The sequence below is a fragment of the Type-A symbiont of Plautia stali genome (assembly GCF_059731155.1).
In genome coordinates, this window is sequence record NZ_AP035891.1 from 890,821 (window position 1) to 912,841 (window position 22,021).

16 protein-coding genes, 1 other RNA gene and 3 pseudogenes are annotated in these 22,021 nt (G+C 57.9%); 13 read left to right on the top strand and 7 right to left on the bottom strand.

Going from position 1 to position 22,021, the window contains the following annotated elements:
- Window positions 1-160: 160 nt before the first annotated feature.
- Window positions 161-916, bottom strand: coding sequence for a metalloprotease LoiP (loiP, locus tag AC6I8M_RS04740; RefSeq protein WP_010617044.1), 756 nt, complete (start codon window positions 914-916; stop codon window positions 161-163).
- A 273-nt stretch (window positions 917-1,189) separates the two neighbouring features.
- Between loiP and tkt the strand changes: the two genes are divergently transcribed.
- The 6 genes from tkt (at window position 1,190) to argO (ending at window position 8,815) form a co-directional block, all read left to right on the top strand.
- Window positions 1,190-3,181, top strand: coding sequence for a transketolase (tkt, locus tag AC6I8M_RS04745; RefSeq protein WP_010617045.1), 1,992 nt, complete (start codon window positions 1,190-1,192; stop codon window positions 3,179-3,181).
- Window positions 3,182-3,580: 399 nt separating this feature from the next.
- Window positions 3,581-4,600: an erythrose-4-phosphate dehydrogenase gene (gene epd, locus AC6I8M_RS04750; RefSeq protein WP_010617046.1), complete on the top strand. Its 1,020-nt coding sequence runs from the start codon at window positions 3,581-3,583 to the stop codon at window positions 4,598-4,600.
- Between the two features lie 51 nt (window positions 4,601-4,651).
- Window positions 4,652-5,815, top strand: coding sequence for a phosphoglycerate kinase (pgk, locus tag AC6I8M_RS04755; RefSeq protein ID WP_010617047.1), 1,164 nt, complete (start codon window positions 4,652-4,654; stop codon window positions 5,813-5,815).
- Between the two features lie 104 nt (window positions 5,816-5,919).
- Window positions 5,920-6,999, top strand: coding sequence for a class II fructose-bisphosphate aldolase (fbaA, locus tag AC6I8M_RS04760; RefSeq protein ID WP_498013685.1), 1,080 nt, complete (start codon window positions 5,920-5,922; stop codon window positions 6,997-6,999).
- 187 nt (window positions 7,000-7,186) lie between these two features.
- Window positions 7,187-8,029 (top strand): small-conductance mechanosensitive channel MscS, encoded by an 843-nt coding sequence (gene mscS / locus AC6I8M_RS04765; protein WP_058948729.1) that lies wholly within the window; start codon window positions 7,187-7,189, stop codon window positions 8,027-8,029.
- A gap of 162 nt (window positions 8,030-8,191) precedes the next feature.
- Window positions 8,192-8,815 (top strand): arginine exporter ArgO, encoded by a 624-nt coding sequence (gene argO, locus AC6I8M_RS04770; RefSeq protein WP_010617050.1) that lies wholly within the window; start codon window positions 8,192-8,194, stop codon window positions 8,813-8,815.
- Here argO and AC6I8M_RS04775 read toward each other — a convergent pair.
- Window positions 8,794-11,071: pseudogene (locus AC6I8M_RS04775) on the bottom strand (FAD-dependent oxidoreductase). The gene argO and the pseudogene AC6I8M_RS04775 overlap by 22 nt on opposite strands.
- 61 nt (window positions 11,072-11,132) lie before the next feature.
- Here AC6I8M_RS04775 and AC6I8M_RS04780 point away from each other — a divergent pair.
- Window positions 11,133-11,831 (top strand): annotated as a pseudogene (locus tag AC6I8M_RS04780) (IclR family transcriptional regulator).
- On the opposite strand, the pseudogene AC6I8M_RS04785 reads toward AC6I8M_RS04780, so the two are convergent.
- Window positions 11,818-13,065 (bottom strand): annotated as a pseudogene (locus tag AC6I8M_RS04785) (MFS transporter). The pseudogenes AC6I8M_RS04780 and AC6I8M_RS04785 overlap by 14 nt on opposite strands.
- 281 nt (window positions 13,066-13,346) lie before the next feature.
- Between AC6I8M_RS04785 and AC6I8M_RS04790 the strand changes: the two are divergent.
- Entirely contained in the window at window positions 13,347-14,078 is a 732-nt protein-coding gene (locus AC6I8M_RS04790; protein ID WP_498013686.1) for an oxidative stress defense protein, read from the top strand.
- Window positions 14,079-14,193: 115 nt separating this feature from the next.
- On the opposite strand, the gene AC6I8M_RS04795 is transcribed toward AC6I8M_RS04790, so the two are convergent.
- On the bottom strand, window positions 14,194-15,099 hold the full coding sequence (locus AC6I8M_RS04795; RefSeq protein ID WP_010617055.1) for a LysR family transcriptional regulator ArgP: 906 nt from the start codon (window positions 15,097-15,099) through the stop codon (window positions 14,194-14,196).
- A 182-nt stretch (window positions 15,100-15,281) separates the two neighbouring features.
- On the opposite strand from AC6I8M_RS04795, the gene rpiA reads away from it, so the two are divergent.
- Complete coding sequence (gene rpiA / locus AC6I8M_RS04800) at window positions 15,282-15,941, top strand: ribose-5-phosphate isomerase RpiA (protein WP_010617056.1); 660 nt, start codon at window positions 15,282-15,284, stop codon at window positions 15,939-15,941.
- A 279-nt stretch (window positions 15,942-16,220) separates the two neighbouring features.
- Window positions 16,221-17,459: a phosphoglycerate dehydrogenase gene (gene serA, locus AC6I8M_RS04805; protein WP_010617057.1), complete on the top strand. Its 1,239-nt coding sequence runs from the start codon at window positions 16,221-16,223 to the stop codon at window positions 17,457-17,459.
- 30 nt (window positions 17,460-17,489) lie between these two features.
- On the opposite strand, the gene AC6I8M_RS04810 is transcribed toward serA, so the two are convergent.
- From AC6I8M_RS04810 to zapA, 3 genes are all read right to left on the bottom strand, one after another.
- Entirely contained in the window at window positions 17,490-18,095 is a 606-nt protein-coding gene (locus tag AC6I8M_RS04810; protein ID WP_041387281.1) for a 5-formyltetrahydrofolate cyclo-ligase, read from the bottom strand.
- Window positions 18,096-18,165: 70 nt separating this feature from the next.
- Window positions 18,166-18,349, bottom strand: a non-coding RNA gene (gene ssrS, locus AC6I8M_RS04815) — 6S RNA.
- A 39-nt stretch (window positions 18,350-18,388) separates the two neighbouring features.
- Entirely contained in the window at window positions 18,389-18,718 is a 330-nt protein-coding gene (gene zapA / locus AC6I8M_RS04820) for a cell division protein ZapA (protein ID WP_058948731.1), read from the bottom strand.
- A gap of 170 nt (window positions 18,719-18,888) precedes the next feature.
- Between zapA and AC6I8M_RS04825 the strand changes: the two genes are divergently transcribed.
- From AC6I8M_RS04825 to ubiH, 3 genes are read left to right on the top strand one after another with little or no spacing between them, the layout of a single operon-like run.
- Window positions 18,889-19,464: a YecA/YgfB family protein gene (locus tag AC6I8M_RS04825; RefSeq protein WP_498013687.1), complete on the top strand. Its 576-nt coding sequence runs from the start codon at window positions 18,889-18,891 to the stop codon at window positions 19,462-19,464.
- 50 nt (window positions 19,465-19,514) lie between these two features.
- Window positions 19,515-20,837: a Xaa-Pro aminopeptidase gene (pepP, locus tag AC6I8M_RS04830; RefSeq protein WP_010617061.1), complete on the top strand. Its 1,323-nt coding sequence runs from the start codon at window positions 19,515-19,517 to the stop codon at window positions 20,835-20,837.
- Window positions 20,834-22,012: a 2-octaprenyl-6-methoxyphenyl hydroxylase gene (ubiH, locus tag AC6I8M_RS04835; RefSeq protein ID WP_010617062.1), complete on the top strand. Its 1,179-nt coding sequence runs from the start codon at window positions 20,834-20,836 to the stop codon at window positions 22,010-22,012. Before pepP ends, ubiH begins: the two co-directional genes overlap by 4 nt.
- The last annotated feature ends 9 nt before the right edge of the window (window positions 22,013-22,021 follow it).

A 22,021-nucleotide genomic window follows, 5' to 3' on the forward strand; every position in this document is an offset into this window, starting at 1 on the left:
GCGGCGGTGCGGACGGCTGCCCTCACCCTGACCCTCTCCCCCCAAGAGAGGGAACCGATCGAGCCGGCTCTCCTTCTCCCGCGTGCAGGAGTGAAAACCGCTGCACTGACTGCTCCCTCTCCCGCGTGCGGGAGAGGGCTGGGGTGAGGGAAAACGGCTACTACTTACCATCTGCCGCGATGCGGTTGCGAATATGCTGCGCGCGCGACTCAGAATCCGGATGCGAGTCAAACATCGAGCTCTGGCGGCCCTGATCCAGCTTCGCCAGCTTCTCGAAGCTGGTCGCCAGACCGAGCGGATTAATGCCGCGCTTCTTCAGCAGATCGTACGAATAGTCATCCGCCTGCGACTCCTGGGTCTGTGAGAACTGCGCGTTAACCAGTTTCTCGCCCATCTCGCCCAGCTGTGACTGCGACAGCGAACCGATCACGCTGCCCACCGACGCCGCAGCGTTGCGTGCAGCCGTGGTCGCGAAAGCCAGCTGCATCGCTTTGCGCGTATGGCCGAGCGCGACGTGGCCCATTTCATGGCCGAGCACGCCTTCCACTTCGTTGTCGCTCATCATATCCATCAGACCGCTATAAACGCGGATACAGCCATTAGCCATCGCCCAGGCGTTTACGTCTTTGGTCAGATACACCTTGTCGTTGGCCGGTTCGCCGTTGATGTTATCGCCCAGCGCGGCGGCGATTTTGTTCAGCCGCTGCTGATAGCTGCTGTTAGCCGGCGCCAGCTGGTTCTCTTTATCCATCTGTGCACACGACTGATCGCTCAGCTCTTTAACCTGGGCATCATTCAGCGAGTAAGCCTGAAACGCCTGCGCGCCAGACTGCAACAGTGCGTTGTTATCCATTCCTTCGCAGCCGCTCAGCAGCGAAACCATTCCCAGCACGACAACCATGGCGCGGATTTTCATATCAGCATCCTTTGAGTAACAAGTAGAGAAAACAAACACCTGAAAAACCACGCAGGTGTTTAAACGCATTGGTTATAGCGTGCCAGGGGCGGATTGGCTAGCAGACAGGCCCCGAAATGCAACCCTGAACCGCAGATTTAGCATCCTGATACATGTACTTTTGCCCCGATTTTCATGTACATTGATGTGCGACTTTTTTCTCGCTTCGCCTTATAACTCATTAATTACAATCAGTTAAGCGTGGCGGAGCATTAATCCGACCTGGAGTAGAAGATGCCCTCTCGTAAAGAGCTTGCCAACGCCATTCGCGCGTTAAGTATGGATGCAGTACAGAAAGCGAAATCGGGACATCCGGGTGCCCCAATGGGCATGGCCGATATCGCTGAAGTGCTGTGGCGTGATTTCCTGAACCACAATCCAACTAACCCGCTGTGGGCAGATCGCGACCGTTTCGTGCTGTCCAACGGCCACGGCTCGATGCTGATTTACAGCCTGCTGCACCTCACCGGCTATGACCTGCCGATGAGCGAGCTGCAGAACTTCCGTCAGCTGCACTCTAAAACCCCAGGCCACCCGGAATACGGCTACACCGCAGGCGTAGAAACCACCACCGGCCCACTGGGGCAGGGCATCGCGAACGCCGTGGGCTTCGCCATTGCTGAGCGCACGCTGGCGGCGCAGTTCAACCGTCCGGGCCATGACATCGTAGATCATCACACTTACGTGTTCATGGGCGACGGCTGCATGATGGAAGGCATCTCGCACGAAGTGTGCTCCATCGCCGGTACCCTTAAACTCGGCAAGCTGGTGGCATTCTATGACGACAACGGCATCTCTATCGACGGTCACGTGGATGGCTGGTTCACCGACGACACCGCCAAACGCTTCGAAGCCTACGGCTGGCACGTGGTGCGTGGCGTGGACGGTCACGACGCCGACGCGATCAAAAAAGCGGTGGAAGAAGCCAAAGCGGTCACCGACAAGCCATCGCTGCTGATGTGCAAAACCATCATCGGTTTCGGTTCCCCGAACAAAGCCGGTACGCACGATTCGCACGGTGCCCCGCTGGGTGACGACGAAATCGCGCTGACCCGCAAACAGCTGGGCTGGAACTACGCGCCATTTGAAATTCCTTCTGATATCTACGCACAGTGGGATGCTAAAGAAGCCGGCCAGGCGAAAGAGAAAGCCTGGGACGAGAAGTTTGCTGCTTACGCCGCTGCGCATCCGGAACTGGCCACTGAGTTCAAACGCCGCGTGAACAACGAGCTGCCCGCTAACTGGCAGGCGGAATCGCAGAAGTTCATTGAGCAGCTGCAGGCTAATCCGGCGAAAATCGCCAGCCGTAAAGCGTCGCAGAATGCCATCGAAGCTTTCGGTAAGCTGCTGCCAGAATATCTGGGCGGCTCGGCTGACCTGGCACCAAGCAACCTGACCATGTGGTCCGGCTCGAAGCCGATCAATGAAGATGCCGCAGGCAACTACATTCATTACGGCGTGCGTGAGTTTGGTATGACTGCCATCGCCAACGGTATCGCGCTGCACGGTGGCTTCCTGCCGTACACCGCAACCTTCCTGATGTTCGTCGAGTACGCGCGTAACGCGGCACGTATGGCGGCGCTGATGAAAATCCGTCAGGTGATGGTTTATACCCACGACTCTATCGGTCTGGGTGAAGATGGCCCGACGCACCAGCCGGTTGAGCAGATGGCCAGCCTGCGCACCACTCCCAATATGAGCCTGTGGCGTCCGTGTGACCAGGTAGAGTCTGCGGTGGCGTGGAAATACGCTATCGAGCGCGTTGACGGCCCATCAGCCCTGATCTTCTCGCGTCAAAACCTGGCGCAGCAGGATCGTAGCGCTGAGCAGCTGGCTAACGTGGCGCGCGGTGGTTACGTGCTGAAAGATTGCGACGGCACGCCGGAGCTGATTCTGATTGCGACCGGTTCTGAAGTTGAGCTGGCGGTCGGCGCTTACGAGCAGCTGAGTTCGGAAGGCCGCAAGGTGCGCGTGGTGTCCATGCCGTCTACCGATGCGTTCGATAAGCAGGATGCGGCTTATCGTGAGTCTGTGCTGCCGAAAGCGGTTGGCGCACGCATTGCTATCGAAGCCGGTATCGCGGATTACTGGTTCAAGTACACCGGCCTGCACGGTGCCATTGTTGGCATGACCACCTTCGGTGAGTCAGCGCCAGCTGAGAAGCTGTTCGAAGAGTTCGGCTTCACCGTGGCCAACGTGGTGAAAACCGCGAAATCGGTTCTGTAATTTCGCGTAACCCATCGCGCCGCTGCGCGTTGTAGCGGCGCGATTCATCGCAGCATTTCTGCTGCCATCCTCATGCTTAACTACGCGCAATAGATTGCGCCGCTACACGAGTGTGCAGATCGGCGGCCCTGTTATCTCCTGAACCTGAAACGGTTCAATTATTCCTGCAGTAATAATTGCCATTTCCTGAATTTGTGACGCAGATCCAATAATCAGCAGCACAGTTGATCGCAATCATTCCTGTTATTCCTTCCATGCTTTATTCTTGCTGAACCGTTTCAGTTGCAGCCGTGTGCTCTCCGTCAGTAACCGTAACCGGGCAAGAATTCCCTGTACAAAACGCAGCGAAACGCTCAAGGTATTTGGCACGTTTTTTCAGGTGTGGCTGCAGGAAGTGAGATGACCATTCGTATCGCAATAAATGGTTTTGGTCGTATCGGGCGCAACGTGTTGCGTGCGCTGTATGAAACCGGTCGCCGGGCGGAAATCACCGTAGTGGCGATTAACGAACTCGCGGGAGCGGCTGGCATGGCGCATCTGCTGAAGTACGACACCAGCCACGGCCGCTTTGCCTTTGACGTACGCCAGGAGCGCGATCAGCTGTGGGTTGGCGACGATACCATCCGTATCCTGCATCAGGCTGAGATTGCCGCGCTGCCGTGGCGCGAGCTGAATGTCGATATCGTGCTGGATTGCACCGGCGTGTACGGCAGCCGCGACGATGGTGAAGCGCATCTGAAGGCAGGCGCGAAGAAAGTGTTGTTCTCGCATCCCGGCGGCAACGATTTGGATGTCACCGTCGTGTTCGGCGTTAACGAACAGGCTCTTAAACAAACTGACCGCATTGTCTCCAACGCATCCTGCACCACCAACTGCATTATTCCGGTGATCAAGCTGCTGGATGACGCCTTTGGCATTGAGTTGGGCACCGTGACCACCATTCACTCGGCGATGCACGATCAGCAGGTGATTGACGCGTATCACAGCGACCTGCGCCGTACCCGTGCCGCCAGTCAGTCGATCATTCCGGTCGATACGCGTCTTGCCGCTGGCATTACCCGTATTTTTCCGAAATTTAACAATCGCTTCGAGGCTATCGCGGTGCGCGTGCCGACGATCAACGTGACCGCCATTGATCTGAGCGTTTCGGTGCGCCAGGCGGTGAAGGCGTGTGAGGTCAACGCGTTGCTGCAAAACGCGTCAGAGGGGGCATTTCGTGGTATAGTTGACTATACGGAATTACCGTTAGTCTCAGTAGATTTTAACCACGATCCGCACAGTGCCATAGTGGACGGCACGCAAACGCGGGTCAGCGGTCACCACCTGATCAAAACCCTGGTCTGGTGTGACAACGAATGGGGCTTTGCTAACCGCATGATCGACACCACGTTAGCAATGGCCGCAAGCGGTTTCAGGTAAGACGCGGACTGCGTCTGGCAAAACTTATGAGAATCAACGAGAGGGTTCACCATGTCTGTAATTAAGATGACCGATCTGGATCTTGCTGGTAAACGCGTTCTGATCCGTGCCGATCTCAACGTACCAGTGAAAGAAGGGAAAGTGACGTCAGATGCACGTATTCGTGCTTCTCTGCCTACCATCGAAGCGGCGTTGAAACAGGGCGCGAAAGTGATGGTTACCTCTCACCTGGGTCGCCCGACCGAAGGTGAATACAACGAAGAGTTCTCCCTCCTGCCGGTTGTTAACTACCTGAAAGAAAAACTGAACGGCACTAACGTGACCTTGGCGAAAGACTACCTCGACGGCGTTGAAGTGGGCGTGGGTGAACTGGCGGTGCTGGAAAACGTTCGCTTCAACAAAGGCGAGAAAAAAGACGACGAAACCCTGTCGAAGAAATATGCCGCGCTGTGTGACGTGTTCGTCATGGATGCATTCGGCACCGCGCACCGCGCGCAGGCGTCCACTCACGGCGTGGGCAAATTCGCACCGATCGCCTGTGCCGGTCCGCTGCTCTCTGCCGAACTGGAAGCGCTGGGCAAAGTGATGAGCAATCCACAGCGTCCCCTAGTCGCCGTGGTGGGTGGTTCTAAAGTGTCGACCAAATTCGACGTGCTGCAGTCGCTGGTGAAAATCGCTGACACCGTGATTGTCGGTGGCGGTATCGCTAACACCTTCGTGGCGATCGACAACAACGTCGGCAAATCGCTGTACGAGCCAGACTTAGTTGAGGCCGCTAAAGGCCTGCGCGACCAGTACGGCATTCCGGTACCTACCGATTCACGCGTCGGCACGGAATTCTCCGAAACTGCCCCGGCAACCGTGAAAAAGGTTTCCGACGTGGCGGATAACGAAGAAATTATGGACTTCGGTGACGAAACCGCACAGAACATGGCGAAGCTGCTGAAAGAGGCAAAAACCATTCTGTGGAACGGTCCGGTTGGCGTGTTTGAGTTCCCGAACTTCCGTAAGGGCACCGAAATCGTCGCCAACGCTATCGCAGACAGCGATGCGTTCTCTGTTGCCGGCGGCGGTGATACCCTGGCGGCTATCGACCTGTTCGGTATCGAGGACAAAATCTCCTACATCTCTACCGGTGGCGGTGCGTTCCTCGAGTTCGTGGAAGGCAAAAAACTGCCGGCAGTTGCCATGCTGGAAGAGCGCGCGAAGCAGTAATTTTTGGGGGTAGCGTTTCGGCGCTGCCTGAAGGCTTGCCCGCTGTGGGCGAACAGATCGCATTCCCATTGGGGAGTGGACGATAAACGAAACAGGACACAACCATGTCTAAAATTTTAGATTTCGTAAAACCCGGCGTTGTCACTGGTGATGACGTTCAGAAAATCTTCAAAGTAGCGAAAGAAAACAAATTCGCTCTGCCAGCCGTTAACTGCGTCGGCACTAATTCCATCAACGCGGTACTGGAAGCTGCGGCTAAAGTTAAAGCGCCGGTCATCGTTCAGTTCTCCAACGGTGGTGCTGCCTTCATCGCCGGTAAAGGGTTCAAAACCGACAAACTACAGGGCGCTGCGATTTTCGGTGCTATCTCTGGCGCACAGCATGTGCATCTGATGGCTGAACAGTACGGCGTGCCAGTAATCCTGCACACCGACCACTGTGCGAAAAAACTGCTGCCGTGGATCGACGGCCTGCTGGATGCTGGCGAAGAGCACTTCAAGAAAACCGGTAAGCCACTGTTCTCTTCGCACATGATCGACCTGTCTGAAGAGTCTCTGCAAGAGAACATCGAGATTTCTTCTAAATATGTGGCGCGCATGGCGAAACTGAACATGACGCTGGAAATCGAACTGGGCTGCACCGGTGGTGAAGAAGATGGCGTGGACAACAGCCACATGGACGCTTCTGCACTGTACACTCAGCCAGAAGACGTAGATTACGCCTACACCGAGTTGAGCAAAATCAGCCCGCGTTTCACCATCGCTGCGTCCTTCGGTAACGTGCACGGCGTGTACAAGCCAGGCAACGTGAAACTGACCCCAACCATTCTGCGTGATTCGCAGAAATACGTTTCCGAGAAACATGGCCTGCCGCACAACGCGCTGGACTTCGTGTTCCACGGCGGTTCCGGTTCTTCTGCTGCAGAAATCGAAGAGTCTATCAGCTACGGCGTGATCAAGATGAACATCGATACCGATACCCAGTGGGCAACCTGGGACGGCATCCTGCAGTACTACAAAACCAACGAAGCTTACCTGCAGGGTCAGCTTGGCAACCCGAACGGTGCTGACAGCCCGAACAAAAAATACTACGACCCACGCGTCTGGCTGCGTGCGGCACAATCTTCCATGGTTGTGCGCTTAGAGCAGGCTTTCAAAGAGCTGAACGCTGTCGACGTACTGTAATTTTTGCTTACCGTACAAAAAAGGCCCGAAAGGGCTTTTTTTATGCGTCCCGTCTGGAAATCCCGGTTTATACAGCACATTTTTGGCGCTTCGCACCATTATTGTTTACCCTTGTACTCGGGAGTGTCGGATTGAATCTGGCAGTTTTTGTACTTTCCTGCGGGAAACTCAACAACAAGGCTAACAAATGGAAGATCTTAACGTCGTTGACGGCATTAACAATGCAGGTGGCTGGCTGGTGCGCAACCAGGCGCTGATCCTCAGCTATGCGGTGAACATCGTGGCGGCTATCGCCATCATTATTGTCGGGATGATTATCGCGCGCGTGGTATCGAACGGCGTCAATCGTCTGCTGGTCGCGCGTCACATTGATGCCACCGTGGCTGATTTCCTCTCGGCGTTGGTGCGCTACGGTATCATTGCCTTCACGATTATTGCCGCGCTGGGCCGCGTCGGCGTGCAGACTGCCTCGGTGATCGCCGTGCTCGGTGCTGCCGGTCTGGCCGTCGGTCTGGCACTGCAGGGGTCGCTCTCCAACCTGGCGGCAGGCGTACTGCTGGTGACCTTCCGTCCATTCCGCACCGGTGAGTTCGTCGATCTCGGTGGCGTAATGGGTACCGTACAGAATGTACAGATCTTCTCGACCACGCTGAAAACCGCTGACGGCAAAATCGTGGTAGTGCCAAACGGCAAAATCATCGCCGGCAATATCGTCAACTTTTCGCGCGAACCTATCCGCCGCAACGAGTTCATTATTGGCGTCGCCTACGATGCGGATGTCGATCAGGTGATCGATCTGCTGCGTGAAGTGGTGGAAGCGGACGAGCGCGTGCTGAAAGATCTGGGTATCCAGATTGGCCTTAACGAACTGGCGGCTTCGTCGCTGAACTTTGTGGTGCGCTGCTGGAGCAAAAGCGGTGATCTGCAGAACGTCTACTGGGACCTGATGAAGAACTTCAAGCGCACGCTGGATGCGCACGGTATCGGTATTCCTTATCCGCAGATGGACGTACAGCTGCATCAGGTGTAGAGCGAGGCGCAGCAGCCTGCGTGCAGCGAGTAAGTTATCAGGGCACCGGCGGGTGCCCTTGTTTTATCAGTTCCGCTAATGACCGATTAATTCTTTCCATTTCTGCTAATATCCACGCCTTACTATACTGCACAGCAACACCCCTTTTTCAGGAACTCTTCTGTGTTATCTTTTTACTTACAAGGGCTTGCCCTTGGTGCTGCGCTGATCCTGCCGTTAGGCCCGCAGAACGCCTTCGTATTGAACCAGGGCATTAAGCGCCACTACCATTTGATGACCGCGTCGTTGTGCACACTGAGCGATATTGCGCTGATCTGTGGCGGAATATTTGGCGGCAGCGCGCTGTTACAGCAGTCCCCGGTTCTGCTGATGCTGATTACCTGGGCTGGCGTAGCGTTTCTGCTGTGGTACGGCTGGGGCGCGCTACGCACTGCTTGGCAGGGCGATGTCACGCTGGCGTCAGAGGCGGAGCTGAAGCAGGGGCGCTGGCGCATTGTCGCCACCATGCTGGCGGTGACCTGGCTCAATCCGCATGTCTGTCTCGACACCTTCGTGGTGCTCGGCAGCCTCGGCAGTCAGCTGCCGTCGGCGGAGGCGCGCCGCTGGTTCGCTTTCGGCACCGCCAGCGCCTCGCTGCTGTGGTTTTTCGGTCTGGCGCTGCTGGCTGCCTGGCTGTCGCCGCGCCTGCGCACCGTGCGGGCGCAGCGCATCATTAATCTGCTGGTGGGCGGCGTAATGTGGTTTATCGCCCTGCAGCTGGCGCGTCAGGGCATCGCCGGCTGGTGATGCACATGCAGGCCGTAAAGCGTGGGCAGGGCGCCTGCGCTGGCCAGCAGCTCCAGCCGAACCTGGCGGAACGCGGTATCCGGTGGCAGCACATGATGGCACAGCGAGTGATGATTATCGCTGACCTCGGCCAGCAGCGTGTCATCCAGCCACAGGCGATAGCGGGTAGTGCAGTGCGGCGTCACCGCCTGCGCATGGCCCATCTGCACCGTTTCCATCGCATGATCGAAATCGTTATCGAACAGCAACGTAATCTGGCTGGCGCGCTGCGCGTCCGGCCATTGCCAGCGCACCCACGGCTGGCGATCGTCTGCCGCCGGCAGCCAGCCGTTGGTGTGGCTTTCCGGCCGCAGTTTACCGTTGAGCAAATAGTCGCAGTGCCACAACCGCAGCGGCGTCGCCAGACTAAACGCGATCAGAATCTGATTGGGCGCGCGGCGCGGCAGCCAGAAATCAAACTCATCCACGCCGTAATCGTCGTCGTTTATCTGCCGGGTGCGTTTCGCGACGCGCGGATTGAGGCTGTTGAATACTATCATGATGCCCGGCAGGCGCGGCGGGTGAGCGCTACTTCAATCGCCGGATTTTCTTCAAAGGCGATAAACAGGTAGCGATCGCACTCCGCACGGTAGTCAAACGGCAGCGAATACTCCTCTTCACCGCCAATCTGCAAACTGTGCGTGGCCAGCAGCCGATCGCCGCAGGTGTTGGCCGGATTGTCGCTGGTCAGCAGTGAAACCTGCAGCGTTTGCGCGGAGGACGCTCGCAGCCGCACCGTCAGCGCTGGCAGGCGTTCTCCGGCTTTAAGCGGCAGCAGCAGGGCGCGCAGCGTGAGGTCAGGGTGTGCCAGCCGCCATCCGCGGGCAGGGCGTGCAGCGCGAAGGTGCTGCTGGCGCTGACCTGAGCGGCACCGGCCGGATGCGCTAGCTGCTGACGCGGAATGAACGCGCCGTGGCGCAGCAGCTGTTGCTGCAGCTGACCAATATGCTCCGGCTGCGCCAGCTGACGCGGTGTCTGGTTGTGTTGCTGGCACAGCGCCGCCGCGCGGCCCACCACTTCGCCCAGCACGCCACAGGTGCACATCACGCGCGCGCTGCCAAAGGCAATGTACGTGGCAGAGATGAGCCGACCGGTCAGCAGCAGATTATCCAGCGACTGGCTGTACAGCGCCCGAAACGGAATAGTGTAAGTGCCTTTGCTGTGGAACTGGCGGCAGCCGTCGTGAGCGCTGTACACGCCGTCGGCCGGATGCAGGTCAATCGACCAGCCGCCGTAGGCCACCGCATCGTAGTGGTCGCGCTGCGCGATGATATCCTGCTGACACAGCAGGGTGTCGCCTAGAAAGCGTCGGCTCTCGCGCTTGCCGGGAATTAGCCCAACCCATTCAATTGTCAGCGTGTCGGCATCGGCAAACTCGCCGGAATTTTTGATGTAATCCCACACGCCCCAGACAATTTTCCACAGCTCCCACTTGATGGTTTCGCTTTCATGCACGGTATCCAGCCGGCCGCCCCACTCGAGCCACCAGAGATCGCAGCCGTTGAGATCGGAGCTCAGGCGTTTATAACGCGGGATGGCGATAATCTCTTTCAGCGCGAAGGAGGGCGGCACGAAGCGCACCGGCTGCGCGCTGCGCTTGGTATAAAAGTAGATTGAGTGGCCGAGCTTGTGACCAAACTGCTCGCCCGGCGCCATTTTTTCGCCAAACTCCTGCGGTGATTCTGCGCCCACGCGGTGCGCTGCCCCGGCCAGATAGCCGAGCACGCCGTCGCCGCTGGCATCGATAAACTGGTCGGCCGTCACGCGATAGCGGGTCTGATTGATGGCGTTGAAGGCCTGTACCGCCTGCAGGCGCTGCGCGGATTTTTCGATGTCGCTGACCACGGTATTGAGCAGCAGCGTCAGGCGCGGCTGCGCCTGCACGATGTCCAGCAGCACCATGTCGAACAGCACCGGGTTGCCCTCTTTGTTGCGCCACAGGTTCTCCTCCATGATCTCGCCCATGATGCCGCCTTCACGCGCCCAGCGGTTGTTATTACCCATGTGCGAGGTCGCGCCGTTGGCCCACAGCCGCACTTCGCTGGAGGCGTTGCCGCCGAGCACCGGGCGATCCTGAATCAGCACCATCTGCTGGCCTGCGCGTGCCGCAGCCAGCGCGGCGCAGACGCCCGCCAGACCGCCACCGGCGACCAGCACATCGGCGTGTAACGACTGAAACGGAAAGGCACGCGCGGCCTGAGAAGAGAACGTTTGCATCATGAGGTTACTCCCGCCTGAAGGCTGCTAAGATTGAATTTTTACCGTCACAAGGTGATTTATGTCTTCGCAACCCAACCAGAGCCTGATTGACGGAATTCGCTGCCTGCAATATCTGGTATCCAGTGACAAAGCGGTCGGCGGCCGTGAACTGGCGCGCCAGATGGGGATGAACAGCACGCGGGTAAATCGTCTGCTGATGACCATGGCGTCCATTGGCTTGACGATTAAGGATGAACACCGGCGCTATCTGCCAAGCCCGGGCATTCATGCGCTGGCGGCGCAGGCCATTCGCGGTTCGTCGCTGTTTGCTTCGGCACTGCCGCAGCTGGAGGTGCACGCGCCGCGCGATATCGTGGTGGCGCTTGGCGTGCTGTGGGAGGACCAGGTCATTTACATCTGGCACTCGGAGCCCGGCGAGCGTACCAGTACCAGCTAGGCGCTGGCCGGTTTCCGCATGCTGCCAGCGTGGCAGTCGGTGATTGGCGTCGCGCTGCTGGCGGCGGAGAGTGACGAGGTGCTGCGGCCAAGCTTCAGTGACGAACAGTGGGCGCAGATTGCGCCGCTGCTGGCGCGCAAACGCACCGAGGATTATCTGGTGTGGCATCGCGAGGACGGCGAAATCAGTATTGCGCAGCCGATCAATAACAACCGCGCGGCGCTGGCCTTCGCCAAAATCTGGCAGGCCGATGAAGCCCAGCTGGCGCAGCGTCTGCAACAGCTGCACGCGCTGGCGAAACGGCTCATCAGCGCGCGCTGACATGGTCAATTTTTCCTACCACAAACAGATAGCTGCAAATGCCAATAGCGGCCAGCACGGCGATAAACGCCAGCGCCGGCGCGAAGTTGCTGCCGTCAATCAGGGCGCCGATGGCAATGGGCACCACAATCGATGACAGCGCGCCGGTAAAGTTAAATACGCCGCCGGCCAGACCAATCAGATGGCGCGGCGCCAGCGCGGTAACAAACACCCAGGTAATGGTCGCTAGGCCATTACCAAAAAACGCCAGCGACATAAACAGGATGATCAGCCGCGAATCTTCGGTGTAGTTGGCACCCAGAATGAACAGCGTCAGGAACAGGCCGAGGATCACCGGCAGCTTGCGCGCCACGCTGGCTGACACGCCGCGCCGGATCATCCGGTCTGAGGCAAAGCCAGCCAGCAGCACACCACAAAACGCCGCGAAGTAGGGCAGCGACGCCACATAGCCGCTCTTGATAAAGTCCATGTGGCGATACTCCACCAGATAAATAGGAAACCACGTAAGGAAAAACCAGAAGGTGGCAGAGATGGTGAACTGGCCAATATAGATGCCGACCAGCTTGCGGCTGCGAAACATCTACGCCAGATCGGCCCAGCGTGCGCGCTGCGGCTGGCTGCCCTGACGATTTTCCAGCAGTGCACCGTTGTCACGCAGATAATTAAGTTCAGTCTCTGATACGCCTTTATGCTGGTTCGGCTCGCGATACAGCAGATACCACACCAGCGCCCAAATCATGCCCGCCACGCCGGTAATCAGAAACAGCCCGCGCTAGCCAAACGCAGCCTGCACGTGAAACAGCAGCGGCGTCATACAGGCGAGGCCAACAAACTGTGCGGACGAGTAGATGCCAATTGCACTGGCACGCTCCTGCTCGAGGAACCAGCTGGAAATCACCCGATTGTTAGCCGGCATCACCGGCGCTTCGAAAGCGCCCACGCCGAGGCGCAGACCGAACAGCGCGCCGAAGCTGCTGGCAAAAGCGTGCAGCGCGGTGATCAACGACCAGGCGAACAGGCCAGCGCCGTATACCAGCCGCGCGCCAAGACGATCGATCAGGAACCCGCCAGGAATTTGCAGCGCCGCATAGATCCAGCCGAACGCCGAGAAGATCAGCCCCATCTCCAGCGGCGTGAAGCGCAGTTCACCGGCCATCTGCGTGGCGGCCACCGACAGGTTGGTGCGATCCATGTAGTTAATGATGATGTTGATAAACACCAGTGCCAGCATCATAAAGCGTGTGCGTCCGGCTCGCACGCTGACGGCGCTTTGGCTAAGTGGCTATTCTGTCATAATACAACCCTCCCGAGGGGGGCAGAAGTGTTTCTTTCATAGAAACGCAGGCGGCGCTTTTCAGCGAATCTGTTGCGATAAATTTGCGATCGCGGATACGTTAAACCTGAGCAAAGCCGAACTTTTTGCTAATTTCAAACTCAGACCATCACGCATAGTAATGTGTTTTGGGTTTCGCCATAGTGGCGACCTGCAAATTGAACCCTTCAAGGAGGACTTTCGTGAAACTGAAAGCACTGGCGCTGGCCGCCGTAATGAGCACGGGCGCACTGTCCGGTCTGGTCCAGGCGGGAGAAGTGCCGAACGGACCGCACGTGGTGACATCAGGACAGTCCAGCGTGGATGCCCGTCCGGATATGGCGACGCTCTCCATCGTGGTGAATGTTTCGTCGAAAGACGCGGCGGATGCAAAAAAACAGGCTGACGATCGCGTGGCGCAGTATTTTGATTTCCTGCAAAAAAACGGTATCGAGAAGAAAGATATTGATGCGGCTAATCTCAGCACTCAGCCGGAGTATGACTACACCAAAGAGGGTAAATCGGTGCTGAAAGGCTACCGTGCGGTGCGTCAGGTGGAAGTGACGCTGCGCCAGCTGGATAAGCTGAATGAGCTGCTGGACGGTGCGCTGAAGTCGGGCCTGAATGAGATTCATTCTGTTGAGCTGGGCGTGGCTAACGCAGACAGCTACAAAGATCAGGCGCGTAAAGCGGCGATTGCCAATGCCACACAGCAGGCGAGCGCCCTGGCGGAAGGCTTCAACGCCAAACTGGGCTCGGTGTACAGCATTCGTTATCACGTGGTTAACTACCAGCCGATGCCGATGGCGCGCATGTACAAAGCGGCCGGTGCCGCAGCGAACACCACCGCGCAGCAGACCTACGAGCAGCAGAGCATCCATTTTGACGATCAGGTGGATGTGGTATTCGAAATCAAACCGAATACGGCGCAGTAAGTTAGCCTGTAAAATTGTAGCGGCGTGATTCATCGCGCTTTCCAGCAGCAAAACCGCTGTCAAAACGCGCGATGAATCGCGCCGCTACGACTGTTGTGCGCTAATCTGAACGGCGCTAGGCCGCAACTTCATCCTGGCGCAGTACGCGGTGGCCGTGGGCAATCAGCGCATCGGTCACGCTGCGCATCAGGCGGCTTTCCGGCGCGAAACGGTGCCAGTACAGCATCCGGCGCTGATACAGACCCGGCGTCAAATCGACCAGCTCTCCCTGCGCCAGCTCGCGCTCAATCTGCAGGTGCGGAATCATACAGCACACTGAGCCCTGTCGCGCCAGCTGCACAAAAGCCTCTGACGAGTTCACGATGTGGCACGGCACGCTGCCCGGCGATAAAGCAAAGTTCTGCTGCAAAAAAGCCTGATGCATATCGTCGAGGTGATCAAACGCCACCGCCGGGGCTTTCAGCAGCGCCGAGCGCGTCACGCCATTGGGGAAATAGCGCGCGGCAAACTCCGGCGAGGCGCAGAACAAATAGTCAAGCGCACCCAGCTGATCCACCAGGCAACTTGGCAACGGCTGCGGCTGGATACTCACCGCTCCGACCACTTCACCGCGCCGTAAACGCTCCTGCGTGCGGGTTTCATCTTCGACCTGCAGATTCAGGCGCACCGGCGAGTCGGCCAGCACATCTTTCAGCGCCGGCAGCAGCCAGGTAGCAAGACTGTCGGCGTTCACCGCCAGTGACAGCAGCAGCGGCGTGGTGCCACCGTTATCATCGCCCAGCCACTCCTCTTCCAGCAGCTCCACCTGATGCAGCAGCGCCAGCAATTTTTGTCCCTGTTCGGTCGGGCGCGGCGGCACGGTACGCACCAGTAGCGGCTGACCAAATAAATTTTCCAGCTGTTTAATGCGCTGCGACACCGCAGACTGCGTGATGCACAGCTTCTGGGCGGCACGTTCAAAGCCGCGTTCGCGAATCACAGCATCCAGCGCCTGAAGCGTTCGATAATCCGGGCGTTTCATTGTTGTTCTCTCTCGTTCAGGGTGGAAACTACTATGCCATAAAACAGCGAAGCTGTGCGGCCGACGCGTTTTTGCGGGCTGGCTTCCAAAGGCTTACATCCGAAGTCGGTCAGCCGCGCTTTTTGACAGCGCCTTGTTTTATACTACGCGCACTTCGATGTCGCACAGGTTTTAAACATGCCATGACCCAGGATGAACTGAAAAAAGCGGTAGGTTGGGCAGCGCTGCAGTACGTGCAGCCAGGCACCATTGTTGGCGTAGGTACCGGTTCAACGGCAGCGCACTTTATTGACGCGCTCGGTACGATCAGGGATCAGATCGAGGGCGCGGTTTCCAGTTCGGAAGCTTCAACCGAAAAGCTCAAATCGCTGGGCATTCCGGTGTTCGATCTCAACAACGTGGATGTGCTGTCGGTGTATGTCGACGGTGCTGATGAGATCAATCCACATATGCAGATGATCAAGGGCGGCGGCGCAGCGCTGACGCGCGAAAAAATTGTCGCGGCGGTGGCGCAGAAATTTATCTGCATCGCTGATGCGTCCAAACAGGTCGATGTGCTGGGTAACTTCCCGCTTCCGGTGGAGGTGATTCCTATGGCACGCGCCTATGTGGCACGAGAGCTGGTGAAGCTGGGCGGCCTGCCAGAGTATCGTCAGCACGTGGTCACGGATAACGGCAACATTATTCTCGACGTACATAATCTGCGCATCCTTGACCCGATTGCACTGGAAAAAACCATCAATGCGCTGCCGGGCGTCGTCACCGTGGGGCTGTTTGCCGCACGCGGAGCGGATATTGCGCTGATTGGCACGCCGGACGGTGTGAAAACCATCACCAATTGATCTCACCGGCGCGCCGCCAGCGCCGGTTATTTCCATCCGCAAAACATCTTTTCTTGCTGCAATGAAATTTGGTGACTTATGTCACAAATGATTCATCAACAGCAGGTTCGTACTTTGCGCTCTCGTCATCTCACGATTTTGTGTGGATTTGTGTTGTCTGCACGTGGGCGCGTGCTGGCGTGCAGGCAATCGTTTGTATTGCCGCGCCGGAAAATTTTGATATTTTGACAGAAGGCTACCTTATGGTAGTTCTCGTTTAATTCTGAATAGGGTCGGGAAATGGCAAAGGTATCACTGGAAAAAGACAAGATTAAGTTCCTGCTGGTGGAAGGCGTTCACCAGAGTGCGCTGGATAATCTGCGCGCCGCAGGTTACACCAACATCGAGTTCCACAAAGGCGCACTGGATGCTGAGACGCTGAAGTCCTCCATCCGCGATGCCCACTTCATTGGTATCCGTTCCCGTACCCAACTGACTGAAGAGATCTTCGCGGCAGCTGAAAAGCTGGTGGCGGTTGGCTGCTTCTGTATTGGTACTAACCAGGTTGATCTCAGTGCGGCAGCGAAACGCGGCGTGCCAGTGTTCAACGCCCCGTTCTCCAATACCCGTTCGGTCGCAGAACTGGTGATCGGCGAAATGCTGCTGATGCTGCGCGGCATTCCTGAAGCCAATGCCAAAGCACACCGCGGCATCTGGAATAAAATCGCCACCGGTTCGTACGAAGCGCGTGGTAAGAAGCTGGGTATCATTGGCTACGGCCATATCGGGATGCAGCTCGGCGTGCTAGCGGAAAGCTTGGGCATGCACGTATTTTTCTACGATATTGAAAGCAAGCTGCCGCTGGGCAATGCCACCCAGGTGCGCTATCTCTCTGACCTGCTGAACATGAGTGATGTGGTCAGCCTGCACGTGCCGGAAACGCCGTCCACGCAGAACATGATTGGCAGCGAAGAGCTGGCGCTAATGAAGCCCGGCGCGCTGCTGATCAACGCCGCGCGCGGTACAGTAATCGACATCCCGGCGCTGTGTAATGCGCTGGCCAGCAAGCACCTGGCCGGTGCCGCCATCGACGTCTTCCCGGTTGAACCTGCAACCAATAGCGATCCGTTCAACTCGCCGCTGTGCGAATTCGACAACGTGATCCTGACGCCACACATCGGCGGATCAACGCAGGAAGCGCAGGAGAACATCGGTCTGGAAGTGTCTGGCAAGCTGGCCAAGTACTCTGACAATGGCTCCACGCTCTCCGCAGTAAACTTCCCGGAAGTCTCACTGCCGATGCACGCCGCCAGCGCCAGCCGCCTGCTGCACATCCATGAAAACCGCCCAGGCGTGCTGACCGCCATCAACCAGATCTTTGCCGAGCAGGGCATCAACATTGCCGCTCAGTATCTGCAAACGTCGCCAGTGATGGGTTATGTGGTTATCGATATTGATGCCGAAGAGGATGTGGCGGAGAAAGCCCTGCAGCTGATGAAGGCCATTCCGGGCACCATTCGCGCCCGTCTGCTGTACTGACAGTGCAGGGCGCCGGTGGGCGCCCTGTCTTTATCCCGCAAGCGTTTCCCACTGCCACAGCTTTGACGGCGTCAGAATCGCCGGCAATGGCACATCCCAAGCCGCCACCGGCAGCGCATCCACGCGCTGGCAGTCGTGCGCAATACCCAGCGGTAAAAAGCCATGCTGCTGCCAGTGCTGTAGCGTGCGATCGTAAAAACCACCGCCCATGCCTAAGCGTTGTCCCTGCGCGTCAAATGCCACCAGCGGTACCAGCATCACATCCAGCTGATCGAGTGTTACCAGCTGCGTGATATCCAGCGGCGGCTCAGGGATGCGCAGCTTGTTAGGTCGCAGCGGGGTTTCTGGCGTGTAGCGCAAAAAAAGCAGGTGACCGGGCGCAAACGGGTGCAGCACCGGCAGAAAGACCTGCTTCTTCTGCTGCCACAGTTTGGCAATCAGTGGTCGGGTATTGATTTCGCCGTCGACGGAGAGAAACAGCGCGATGCGTTGTGCGCTGGCCAGCGGGGCAAAATTGATGGCATGTTCAGCCAGCAGATCGGCGGCCTCAACCTGTTGCTCAGGCGTAAGATTGCGGCGCAGATGGCGCACATGCTGACGAATATCCTGTCGGTCGAGAAGAGAGAGTGCTGGCATGATGTCCCCGGCTGATAAGGCTGTTGATAGCCACATTATCACACCGGGAATAACAGGGTGGAACTAAGAGGAGATCTCCGAGATGCCGCCGCAGGCTGTAACCCTTGAACCCTTGGTTCAAGGTGAGTATGCCGCCGTAACCATCAGGCTTCTCGGACGGACCGAGTATGCTCACAGGTTACAGAGAGTCACACTCTGTTGGTATGAAATATCGGCTCAGGGGACTGGCCCGCTTGCAAACATCTCAGAGAAAATTGACTTCACCGTTACTCTAACACGAGTACCATGAAGTGTTATTCGAATTTAGGTCCCTGACGTTCAGTTATACGAACTTGCTCAACTAATGCCTGTTCAATGGTCTGCTGCAGCATACGGATGCGTTGTTCCATATTGGCTGCGTAATCGCGCGTTTTACCTTTCTCTTGTGCCAGCTCGTGGCAAATGTTTAACGCGGCGATGAACACCAGCTGCTCTGTATTTGTGACTCTAGTGCGAACTTTTAAATCTTGCAACCGTTGATTGAGATCCTCTGCGGCCAGATTCAGCGCATCTTGCTGTTCAGGCGGACAATTCACTCTCAATGAACGACCAAAAATCTGAATATCTACCGGTTGTGCAGACATGCCACCATCCTGACTGATTACTTCGTTCGCATCTCCCTTACCTGTCAATGGGTTGGGAGGTGCGCAACTATATAGACCCGCGTGATAAGTTACAACCCCTTTTCTGGAAACCCTGAGGCACCTGGTGGTAGCATAACACGAACTTATTCTGCCAACGACGACCAAAGCTTATGTCTTTACAGAACGCAACACCCACTTACAACGCGCTGGCCGCGGCACTTTCCCAGCAGGGCGTAGGCATGACGCCCGCCGAGATGCACGGACTGCTGTGTGGCATTCTGTGCGGCGGCAATCAGGACAGTAGCTGGAAAACCTTGGTGCATGACCTGACTAACGAAGGCATGGCGTTCTCGCAGAGCCTGTCGCAGCCGCTGCAGGCGCTGCATGAAAACCTGACCAACACGCTGGACGAGGAGGGATTCCTGTTCCAGCTGATGCTGCCGGATGAGGAGGACATCACGGTGTTCGATCGTGCTGACGTGCTGGCCGGCTGGGTTAATCACTTCCTGCTGGGCCTGGGCGTGACGCAGCCGAAGCTGGACAAAGTGACCGGTGAGACCGGCGAAGCGATAGACAATCTGCGCATCATTGCGCAACTCGGCTACGATGAAGATCAGGAAGAGCTCGAACAGTCGCTGGAAGAGGTGATTGAGTACGTGCGCGTTGCGGCGCTGCTGTGCCATGACACCTTTACCCGGCAACGCACGCCGACCGCACCGGAAGTGCAAAAACCTACGCTACACTAAGCGCGTCATCGTGGGCAGGTCGCTGCCCGTTTTCTACAGGGAGTGCAAATATGATTACACTGGAAACCTTCCGGCAACGTCGTCAGGCGCTGATCGCCCGCATGGCGCCCGGCAGCGCGGCTTTGATTTTTGCTGCACCTGAAGTGACGCGCAGCAACGACACCGAATATCCCTTTCGCCAGAACAGCGACTTCTGGTACTTCACCGGCTTCAACGAGCCGCAGGCGCTGCTGGTATTAATCAAGAGCGATGACAATCATAACCACAGCGTGCTGTTTAACCGCGTACGCGACCTGACGGCGGAGATCTGGTTCGGGCGTCGACTTGGTCAGGAAGCCGCACCGGCGAAGCTGGGCGTTGACCGCGCGCTGCCGTGGGATGCGATTGACGAGCAGTTGCACCAGCTGCTCAACGGACTCGATGTGGTTTATCACGCACAGGGTGAATACGCGGAAGCGGATACGCTGGTGTTCAGCGCGCTGGAGAAACTGCGCCGCGGTTTCCGACAAAACCTCAGCGCGCCGGCGACGCTGACTGACTGGCGTCCCTGGGTGCATGAGATGCGCCTGTTTAAAAGTGAAGACGAGATCGCCATTCTGCGCCGTGCAGGAAAAATCAGCGCGCTGGCACATATCCGCGCCATGCAGGCGTGCCGTCCCGGCATGTTTGAATATCAGCTGGAAGGCGAAATCCATCACGAATTCACCCGCCACGGCGCGCGCTTTCCGTCTTACAACACCATTGTGGGCTCCGGTGAGAACGGCTGCATTCTGCACTACACCGAAAACGAAAGCGAAATGCGCGACGGCGATCTGGTGCTGATTGATGCCGGTTGCGAATTCCATGGCTACGCCGGCGATATCACCCGCACCTTCCCGGTTAACGGTAAATTCAGCCAGCCGCAGTGCGAGATCTACGACATCGTGCTCGCCTCGCTGTATAAGGCGCTGTCGATGTTCCGCCCGGGCATCAGCATCCATGAAGTCAACGACGAAGTGGTGCGCATCATGATCACCGGTCTGGTCGATCTTGGCATTCTGGAAGGCAATATCGATACGCTGTTTGAAGAGCAGGCGCACCGTCCGTTCTTTATGCACGGCCTTGGGCACTGGCTGGGGCTGGACGTGCATGACGTCGGCCACTACGGCACGCCCAGCCGCGACCGCCTGCTTGAGCCCGGCATGGTGCTCACCGTTGAACCGGGCCTGTATATCGCGCCGGATGCCAAAGTGCCGGCGCAGTATCGCGGCATCGGTATCCGTATCGAAGACGACATCGTCATCACCGCCGACGGTAATGAAAACCTGACCGACAGCGTGTTAAAAGACGCTGAGGCGATCGAAGCACTGATGGCGGCGGCGCGCGGCGTATGAGTATCCTGATTGCAGGCGGCGGCATGACCGGCGCCACGCTGGCACTGGCGATTTCGCATCTGACGCAGGGCCAGTTGCCGGTGACGCTGATTGAACGTCATCAGCCGGACAGCCGCGCGCACCCGGGCTTTGATAGGCGCGCCATCGCGCTGGCGGCGGGCACCTGTCAGCAGCTGGCGGAAATTGATCTGTGGCGTTCACTGGCGGATTGCGCCACGCCCATTACCCACATCCACGTTTCCGATCGCGGGCACAGCGGGTTTGTTCAGCTGCAGGCTGAGGATTATCAGCTGTCGGCGTTGGGCAACGTGGTCGAGCTGTATGACGTGGGGCAGCGCCTGTTTAAACGTCTGCGTGAGGCACCAGGCGTGACGCTGTGCTGCCCGGATCACGTTACCTCAGTAACCCGCAGCGCCGATAGCGTGCAGGCGACGCTCAGCAGTGGCGCAACGTTACAGGGCGCGCTGCTGGTGGCTGCTGACGGCGCACGCTCGCCGCTGGCGGCATCCTGCGGTATTCGCTGGCAGCGCGACGACTACCAGCAGCTGGCGGTGATTGCCAACGTCGCGACGCAGTTGCCGCATCAGGGCCGCGCGTTTGAGCGCTTCACCCGGCATGGCCCGCTGGCGCTGCTGCCGATGTCCGACAACCGTCTGTCGCTGGTGTGGTGTCATCCGGCGGCCGCCGAAGCCACGGTTAAGCAGTGGGACGATGCCACCTTCCTGCATGAATTACAGCGCGCCTTTGGCTGGCGGCTGGGGCGCTTTACTCACGCCGGCCAGCGCGAAATCTATCCGCTGGCGCTGCAGACCGCAGAGCGTCAGGTGACGCACCGGCTGGCGCTGGTCGGCAATGCGGCGCAGACGCTGCATCCGATCGCCGGGCAGGGCTTTAACCTCGGTCTGCGCGATGTGATGTCGCTGGCGGAAACCCTTGCGGCGGCGCATCGTCACCAGCAGGATCCAGGCAGCCACGCGGTGTTGCACCATTTTGCTGCGCGCCGCCAGCCGGATCGCGCGGCGACCATTGGCGTCACCGATGGTCTAGTGCGGCTGTTCGCCAACCGTTATGCCCCGCTGGTGGCAGGACGAAATCTTGGACTGGTGGCAATGGACCACCTGCCATGGCTGCGAAACCCACTTGCCGTGCGCACGCTCGGCTGGGTTAAGCGTTAAGCATGAATT

Excerpts from the sequence above, each read along its gene's own strand:
- pepP (WP_010617061.1), top strand. The coding sequence starts at position 19,515 with ATGATTACACTGGAAACCTTCCGGCAACGTCGTCAGGCGCTGATCGCC.
- serA (WP_010617057.1), top strand. The coding sequence starts at position 16,221 with ATGGCAAAGGTATCACTGGAAAAAGACAAGATTAAGTTCCTGCTGGTG.
- epd (WP_010617046.1), top strand. The coding sequence starts at position 3,581 with ATGACCATTCGTATCGCAATAAATGGTTTTGGTCGTATCGGGCGCAAC.
- AC6I8M_RS04825 (WP_498013687.1), top strand. The coding sequence starts at position 18,889 with ATGTCTTTACAGAACGCAACACCCACTTACAACGCGCTGGCCGCGGCA.
- loiP (WP_010617044.1), bottom strand. The coding sequence starts at position 916 with ATGAAAATCCGCGCCATGGTTGTCGTGCTGGGAATGGTTTCGCTGCTG.
- tkt (WP_010617045.1), top strand. The coding sequence starts at position 1,190 with ATGCCCTCTCGTAAAGAGCTTGCCAACGCCATTCGCGCGTTAAGTATG.
- zapA (WP_058948731.1), bottom strand. The coding sequence starts at position 18,718 with ATGTCTGCACAACCGGTAGATATTCAGATTTTTGGTCGTTCATTGAGA.
- AC6I8M_RS04810 (WP_041387281.1), bottom strand. The coding sequence starts at position 18,095 with ATGCCAGCACTCTCTCTTCTCGACCGACAGGATATTCGTCAGCATGTG.
- pgk (WP_010617047.1), top strand. The coding sequence starts at position 4,652 with ATGTCTGTAATTAAGATGACCGATCTGGATCTTGCTGGTAAACGCGTT.
- AC6I8M_RS04795 (WP_010617055.1), bottom strand. The coding sequence starts at position 15,099 with ATGAAACGCCCGGATTATCGAACGCTTCAGGCGCTGGATGCTGTGATT.
- rpiA (WP_010617056.1), top strand. The coding sequence starts at position 15,282 with ATGACCCAGGATGAACTGAAAAAAGCGGTAGGTTGGGCAGCGCTGCAG.
- mscS (WP_058948729.1), top strand. The coding sequence starts at position 7,187 with ATGGAAGATCTTAACGTCGTTGACGGCATTAACAATGCAGGTGGCTGG.
- fbaA (WP_498013685.1), top strand. The coding sequence starts at position 5,920 with ATGTCTAAAATTTTAGATTTCGTAAAACCCGGCGTTGTCACTGGTGAT.
- ubiH (WP_010617062.1), top strand. The coding sequence starts at position 20,834 with ATGAGTATCCTGATTGCAGGCGGCGGCATGACCGGCGCCACGCTGGCA.